1 protein-coding gene is annotated in these 286 nt (G+C 40.6%); it reads left to right on the forward strand.

Going from position 1 to position 286, the window contains the following annotated elements:
* Positions 1–16: 16 nt before the first annotated feature.
* Positions 17–286: SDR family NAD(P)-dependent oxidoreductase (locus ACY2RS_RS15555; protein ID WP_490099585.1), on the forward strand; the 270-nt coding region annotated here is incomplete at its 3' end.

Here is a 286-nt window from a genome sequence, read left to right on the forward strand (position 1 = left end):
TAAGTAGGACTAAAAAATGGCAGATAAAAAAGAGAAAATGAAATTCGCATTAGCTACTGGTGGTTCTAGAGGAATAGGGCGTGCTGTTTGCAAGCAATTGGCCATAGATAGTGACTATCATATATTGCTTAATTATAATAGCAACAAAGCCGCTGCAGAAGAAAAGCTAAAAGAAGTAAACGAAGCAGGTGCCGAAGGAACCATTATGCAGTTTACTGTGGGGGATGCAGCGAGTGTGAAACAGGCGCTTGATTCATGGCACGAGGCAAATGAAAATGCAATTGTT

The sequence above is a fragment of the Patiriisocius sp. 208BN25-11 genome, assembly GCF_058147145.1.